Genomic DNA, 6,278 nt, shown 5'->3' on the forward strand with positions numbered 1-6,278 from the left:
TCGATCGCGCAGTCCGCGCACTGCCGGCCGCGGCGCTGCCGCTCGGTCAGCGGGGGCGGCGGGGGACCGGCGAGCGCGGGGGCGGCGAGCCACGTGGCGGGCGGGCCCACAGGCGGCGGCACGGTCATCGGGCGTTCACCTCGCGGTGGGGTGCCATGGCGACTCCTCGATGGAGACAGGTCGTTGGTGACACGTCTCACATCGTGCGGGCACGGCAAGGCCCCAACTATCACGACATGGTGATAGTTGGGGCCAGAGGTTCACCCAGCGTCAGATGCCCAGCCAGTTGCCGTACGACAGGAACGAATCCGGCATCCGCCGCTTCGCCCCCTCCAGGCCCGAGTACGTCTCGCGCACCGTCGGGTGGTACTTCGCCTGCTGCGGCGCCGCCTTCCGGGCCCGCAGCAGATTGGCGAACGAACCCTCCAGGTCACCGTCCCACATCTGCGCCCGGGCCAGCTCGGCGTAGTGGTGGCTCCGGCGGGACGCCGGCCACTCCCGCGGCATCGCGATCTGCTTGCCGGTGCGGGCCGCCTCGTCATACTGGTCCAGCTCCGCGTACACGGACACCTGGTGCACGGCGACGTTGGTCGGCCCGAACGACAGCCAGTGCACGTCCACGGCCTCGCCGGTGCCCTCGGCGATCCGCCCGGCCTCCGCCAGGTGTTCCTCGGCTCGGCCGGCGTCCTTCGCCCGGCCCGCCATGACAGCGGCGCCGAGGTGCAGCTGCCCCAGGACCGCTTCCCGCTCCCGGTCTGGCTCGGCCTGGCCGAGGACGCTCAGGCCCATCGCGACGAGCCGGTCACCGGTGCGGTACTGCCCTGAGCGCAGGTAGGTCAGGGCCCGCATGTACCGGTAGATGCCGCCCACCACCGCGTCCGAGGCGTGCTCGGCGGCCCAGTCCATGCGGCTCAGGGCGATGGAGGCCAGGTCACCGAACCCGAGCTTGGTGGCCACGTCGTAGGCGGTGCGGTAGGTGCTGGCCAGGGCCAGCCACCCCTCGGTGGTCTTCGTGAGGTGCGCGGCCGTCGTCATCTCCTGGATGAGGCCGGCGACGTTCGCGGGTGCCGTCTTGATCTCCCCGGCGCGCACGTCGAGGAGCAGCTGCTCGGCGTCTGCCTTCAGCAGCGGCATGGCGCGGGGCGTGATCTCGGGGTCGGCGCCGAGGTCGTAGACATCGAGAGCCTCGCGGATGGGCAGGATCAGCACGTCGAGGGCGTCGGCCCGGAGCTCTTCGACGTATGGCTGGCCGGTCACGGTGGTCGGCTGGACCCGCAGTGCTCGGGCGATGCAGCCGATGACGTTGGGGGCTGGCGGGAAGGATGCCCTGCTTGGTCTTCGTGAGGGTGGTGTAGGGGATGCCGGACAGGTCTGACAGGGCCTTCTGGGTGAGGTGGCGTTCGAGGCGCAGCCGCTTGATGCGCGCGCCCGTGTGGTCGTGCGGCAGAGAGTGCATACTGTCTCCAGTTCTGACTCGACACCAGAACGGTACCGCTCCCGGGGGCGGCTACATCGGAGAAGGGCTCGCCGCTGGACGGTGGGGCCTTCCCGCGTTCCTGCCGGGGGTTGGCGCCCGCGGGCATGACGAAACCGCCCCCTGCCCTTCCGGAGGAGAGCAGGGGGCGGCAGGCTTCCGGCTGGCGCTAGTCTGCATCGGCCGTCGGGTCCTCGGCCCGAGCCTGGACGCTCACGCCGTCGACCGGCAGCAGCGACAGGACCGCGGCGAGCACGCCGTCGACCTGCTCGGCGGCAGTGGCGCGCGGCCCATGCGCGGGCGGTCTCGGGCCGGGCCATGTCCGGGTCGCCGGCCTCGGCCTGGGCGTAGGCGTCCCGGGCGTCCTGCTGCGGCAGGGCATCCCGCAGGGCGCTGATCATGGTGCGCATCTCGTGGGTCGTGCCCGCGTACCGCTCCGCCGCGATCACCCGCTCCTCGCGGGGGGCCTCCGGGTCCAAGGGCCCAGTCCCGCAGGTCGCCCTGACTGGCGACCGCTCCCAGTGCGTCAGCGAGGGAAGTGCGCCCGGTGTCGGGGATCTGCGGGTCCGCGAGGGGACATCGCAGGGTGTGGTGGATGGCCTCGCGGATCCATCGGGCGCGGTCGATTCCCTGCTCGGCGGCATCGCCGTCGAGTCGGGCGAGCGTCTCGGCGGGGATGCGTGTCTCGACCTTGGGCCCGATGCTCGGGCGGCCTCCGCGGGACTCGGTCATGGCGGTCTCTCCGTTGTTGTCGGGCGGTCAGTGGGTGGCGATGGCGGCGCGGATCCGCGCCGCCATCTCGGACAGCACGTAGTAGGTACGGCCGTTGACCGTGATGTCGTCGATCAGGCCCTTCTCGCGCCAGACGGTCACTCCGAAGGCGCTGGGGTGGCTGTAGCCCGTGAGGGGGTAGGCGACGACGTAGCGGTCGGCGAGGGCGTGCTTGTCGGCGCGGTGGGGGGTGTAGGCGAGGCGGGCGCGGCGGATGCTGCGGAGGATCGTGGGGTTCAGGTCGGGGGTGTCGGCGGGCTGGGGCACGCGGCGGGCTCCGATCTCGATGCGGCGGGCGAGGGAGGCGGCGTTGATGATCCAGCGGCCAGCGGCCTTGGTGGCGGCGACGGCGCCGCGGCGGCACCAGGTGCGGATGGTGGCGATGGTGACGCCGGCCTGCGTGGCTGCTGCGGTGGTGTTCATCGTGGCCCCTCCCCTGCGGAGTTTCCGCATGCGTTAACTGTACCCGGAGGTTTCCGCGTGCGTCAACCGGTCGAGGTCCAGACACAACAACGCCGCCCCCTGCCCTCCCGAAGGAGAACAGGGGGCGGGGGCGATATGAGAGAAGGGTTATCGGTCGAGGGCTACACAGAGCACGAAGGCGGCGGCAGAGACGCCAGACGCGAGCATGGCCGCGTTCTCATAGCCCGCCATCACAGCCACGACCGTGACCATCAGTGCGGCCCTGGCAGCAGTCGCCCAGGGGTCCTGTCGCGCGCCATCCTTGGCAGCGTTGAAGACGTGCGTGCTGAAGCGCCGAGCTGACCGAGCGGTTCGGCTCACGGAGGGCCTCCCTCGGTCTCCTCGCACAGTCGGGCGGTGCGAACATCCACGCGGTTCACGGCGTCCCGCAGGCTGGCCCCCGAGTTGGGGTGCAGCTCGTGCTCGACCGCGGTGAGCCGCTGCTCGATCCCGCCCAGGCGCTCCATCACCCCGGGACGGGCCGGGACCCCGGGCCGCGCCTCGGTGCCGGACCAGTCGTCGATGACTGCGTCGAGGCGGCTGGCGAGGCGGCGGGCGCCTGCGATCGACCGCCACGCCATCGCAGCCACGCCGCCCAGTACCGTGGCCGCGCCACCCCACACCAGTACGGCATCGATCACGGGGACCCCGGTCGGGGACGGCGTCACGAGCGATCCCCGAGGTAGATGTTGCGGCGTACGGCCTCGCGCAGCTCCTCCCCGAACGCATCAGCGTGGAGGTCCACGCGCATGGTCCCCGCGGGCGGCGGCTCCTCGTAGGACGGCGGTCGGGCCCAGCCCAGGAGCACAACCCGCCGCCAGCCGCAGCGGCGTCCACTCCAGCCGCTCGGCCAGCTGCTCGGCGAGGCGGAGCAGCAGGTAGTAGGCCGCGGTCACCGCGGCCATCACGCCGCTGGCCACCGCCACCGAGTCGACCTCGATACCGAGCGCCTCGGTCACGGTCACCACCCAGCCCACCAGCAGCGGGACCAGGGTGCGAAGTATCGATGCGAGGAGGTGCATGAGGATCTCCGTTCAGGGGGTGATGTCGAAGCCGCGGGCGCGGCCGAGACGGGTCAGGGAGTCGCGGCCCGGGACACCGTCGGCCGCGGCGCCGGTGTAGCCGCAGCGGCGCTGCCACGCCGCGTAGGCCCGCACGGTCGCGGTGCCGAAGTGACCGTCCGCGTACCGCCGGTCCAGCAGCCCTTCCGCGACGAGGGCGTCCTCGACGCCCCGCACGCCCGGGTAGGAGACGCGCGTGCCGGTCGCGGGCGGGTCCTGCCGGGCGGCCGCGGCGAGCCGGGACAGGTCCACCACCGGCCGCGTCGAGGGCAGGGTGCCGAGCAGCCGCCGCAGCGACACCTCCCCGGGCACGCCGTCTGCGTCCGCGCCGCGGTAGCCGAGGGCACGTTGCCACGACGCGTAGTTGAGGGTGTCCGCATCCGACCACACCGGGCCGGGGCCCACCCGGTAGTGCTCGCCGTGGCCCTTCGCGACGAGGGCCCGGCCGACCTCCGTCACATGGTCGCCGCGCGCACCGTACCCGTACACCAGCCCGTTGATCGTGGCCTGGCGGCGGGCCACCCGCGGCGGCGCCGGCGGTACCTCGGCTCCGTGACTGCCCTGCGGCACCTCCCCGCCCGGCCGCGGCGCCCCGGCCCGCACCCACGCGTGCAGCGGCTCACCCGGGCACGACGTCGGGTGGCCGTCGCGGTGGCCGAGGACCTCGTCCCCTGCGGCGCCCTCGCGGCGCAGGTAGTCGATGGCGTCCCGCAGGCCGCGCAGCATCGCGTCGGGCGGCTCCGTCAGCCCGGAGGAGCCGAGCAGCGCACACACCGCGTAGTGCGCCCGGTTCAGCTCCGCGGTGCCGTTGGCGCCGCTACGGCGGTGCGCGCCCCGCCCCTCGAACACCGTGCCGTGCTCGCACACCAGCAGGTTGTACGCCACGTCCACGTAGTTCTCGGCGGTGTTCGCCAGGTGCGCGGCCCGGAGCTGCCGCACGTAGGCCGCGCACCCCTCGTACGCGCGGGAGGTGTAGGCCGTGCCGAGGTAGTGGACCTTCACCCCCCGCGTCGACGCGAGGTACGCCGCCGGGCTGGTTGGGGGGAGCCCCAGATCTGAGCGGGAGACGAAGTCCATGAGGGCTCCTATGCGATTCGGTGTGCGAGCAGGTGGGAGCCGGCCGCGACGGACACGGCGGTGGCGTCCGAGGTCTGCTGGGACCAGTCGAACGAGGCGGTGCCGGCGGAGACGGTGCTGATGTACGCGCGCAGCGCGAACCCGGAGGCGCTGGTGGGGGGCAGGCCGTAGGCGGCTACCGAGCCGAGCGAGAACGCGCGGGGGCGCACATCGTCCGGTTCGGTAGCGGAGGCGACGCCCGGCGCGATCAGCATCCAGGTGCCCGATGCGCCGGCCGGGCCTGCCACGAGGCACCGCAGGTCCGCGGCGACGGGACCGGACACGATGATCAGGCCGTCCAGCAGGTAGACCGCCGATGCCTCCAGGGTCAGCTGGAGGTCCGGGTCAGGGCTGGTTGAGGTGACCGACGCCCGGTCGGTCGCCGAGTTCTTGGCCACGGCGAGGGGCAGCATGTTGGTCAGCAGGGACGCGGTGATGCGCGGCCCTGGGCTGATCGAGGGGTACACCACAGCGGGCCTCCTACAGGGCGATAATCGGGGTGGTGGCCAGCGCCACCGCGGCCCCGGCGGCGTGGCTCTTGCTGATGCCGTTGGCAGACCGGGTCACCGTGACCAGCTGCGCCACATGGAAGTCGGTGAAGCTGAACGGGACGGGCAGGGTGTTGGTGTTGCCGGTGAGAATCCGCGTGCGCAGGCCGGACTGGCCGGCGGCGGACAGGCTGCTGTCGGTCTGCGTGGCCTGCCACGTGGTCGGCTCGACGTCGGAGGCGAGCCACGCCCGGGCCCGCAGCGTCGTTCCCTGCACGTCGAACCGGAACCTCACCGGCACGCCGGCCTCGTGGGTGAGGCCGGTGTCGACCGCCGGGTACGCGCCCGGCGCTCCGGCCACGACCTTGATCAGGGTGAGCCGCACCGACTGGTCCGTGCCGAACTCGACGCGGGCGCCGTAGTAGTTGTTCGCGTCGAGGTGGCGGGCGATCAGGTACGCCTGGTGGCCCTGGGTGCCGGTGGCCAGTACCGGGGTGGACACCGACACCGCGAGGCTCGTGTCCGCCTCCGTCCCGGCCGCACGCAGCGTGAAGCGGTTCACTGACAGGGTGCCGACGCTGTGCACACCCGTCCCGGAGCCGACCGAGTAGTCGGAGGCGCTGCCGCCCGACGTGCTCCATGCCTGCCCCGACGTGGCCGTACCCCACCCGGACGCCACCGTGCGGTCGAAAGCGTCCACCGCGGTATCACCCGCGACGGCGGACACGGTCAACGTCTCCCCGCCAACCGCCACGTCCCACGGGGCCTCGGCCGGGTCGACGGTCCAGCCGAGCCACGGCGCACCGGTCGGTACGACCGCCAGGCTGGTGCCGGTCTCGTCGACCGGGGCGGACAGGGCATGGCCGTCGGTGTCGACCCGGCCGAGGACCTCGTCGTCGGCCACGG

General features: G+C 72.9%; 5 protein-coding genes and 2 pseudogenes. All 7 read right to left on the minus strand.

Annotated features, from left to right (window positions below):
* Positions 1 to 270 precede the first annotated feature (270 nt).
* A pseudogene (locus BJP40_RS26825) lies at positions 271 to 1,456 on the minus strand (helix-turn-helix domain-containing protein).
* Positions 1,457 to 2,233: 777 nt separating this feature from the next.
* A complete protein-coding gene (locus tag BJP40_RS26830; protein WP_071283006.1) occupies positions 2,234 to 2,668 on the minus strand; it encodes a helix-turn-helix domain-containing protein in 435 nt (144 codons plus the stop codon).
* 356 nt (positions 2,669 to 3,024) lie between these two features.
* Positions 3,025 to 3,348, minus strand: a complete 324-nt coding sequence (locus BJP40_RS26835) for a hypothetical protein (RefSeq protein ID WP_256220829.1) — start codon at positions 3,346 to 3,348, stop codon at positions 3,025 to 3,027.
* An 87-nt stretch (positions 3,349 to 3,435) separates the two neighbouring features.
* A complete protein-coding gene (locus BJP40_RS26840) occupies positions 3,436 to 3,729 on the minus strand; it encodes a hypothetical protein (RefSeq protein ID WP_071283008.1) in 294 nt (97 codons plus the stop codon).
* A 12-nt stretch (positions 3,730 to 3,741) separates the two neighbouring features.
* On the minus strand, positions 3,742 to 4,845 hold the full coding sequence (locus tag BJP40_RS26845; RefSeq protein ID WP_071283009.1) for a peptidoglycan-binding protein: 1,104 nt from the start codon (positions 4,843 to 4,845) through the stop codon (positions 3,742 to 3,744).
* Positions 4,846 to 4,853: 8 nt separating this feature from the next.
* Positions 4,854 to 5,354, minus strand: a complete 501-nt coding sequence (locus BJP40_RS26850; RefSeq protein ID WP_071283010.1) for a hypothetical protein — start codon at positions 5,352 to 5,354, stop codon at positions 4,854 to 4,856.
* A gap of 10 nt (positions 5,355 to 5,364) precedes the next feature.
* Positions 5,365 to 6,278: pseudogene (locus BJP40_RS34675) on the minus strand (hypothetical protein); the annotation flags it as partial.

This window comes from Streptomyces sp. CC53, assembly GCF_001865245.1.
Classification (GTDB): Bacteria; Actinomycetota; Actinomycetes; order Streptomycetales; family Streptomycetaceae; genus Streptomyces.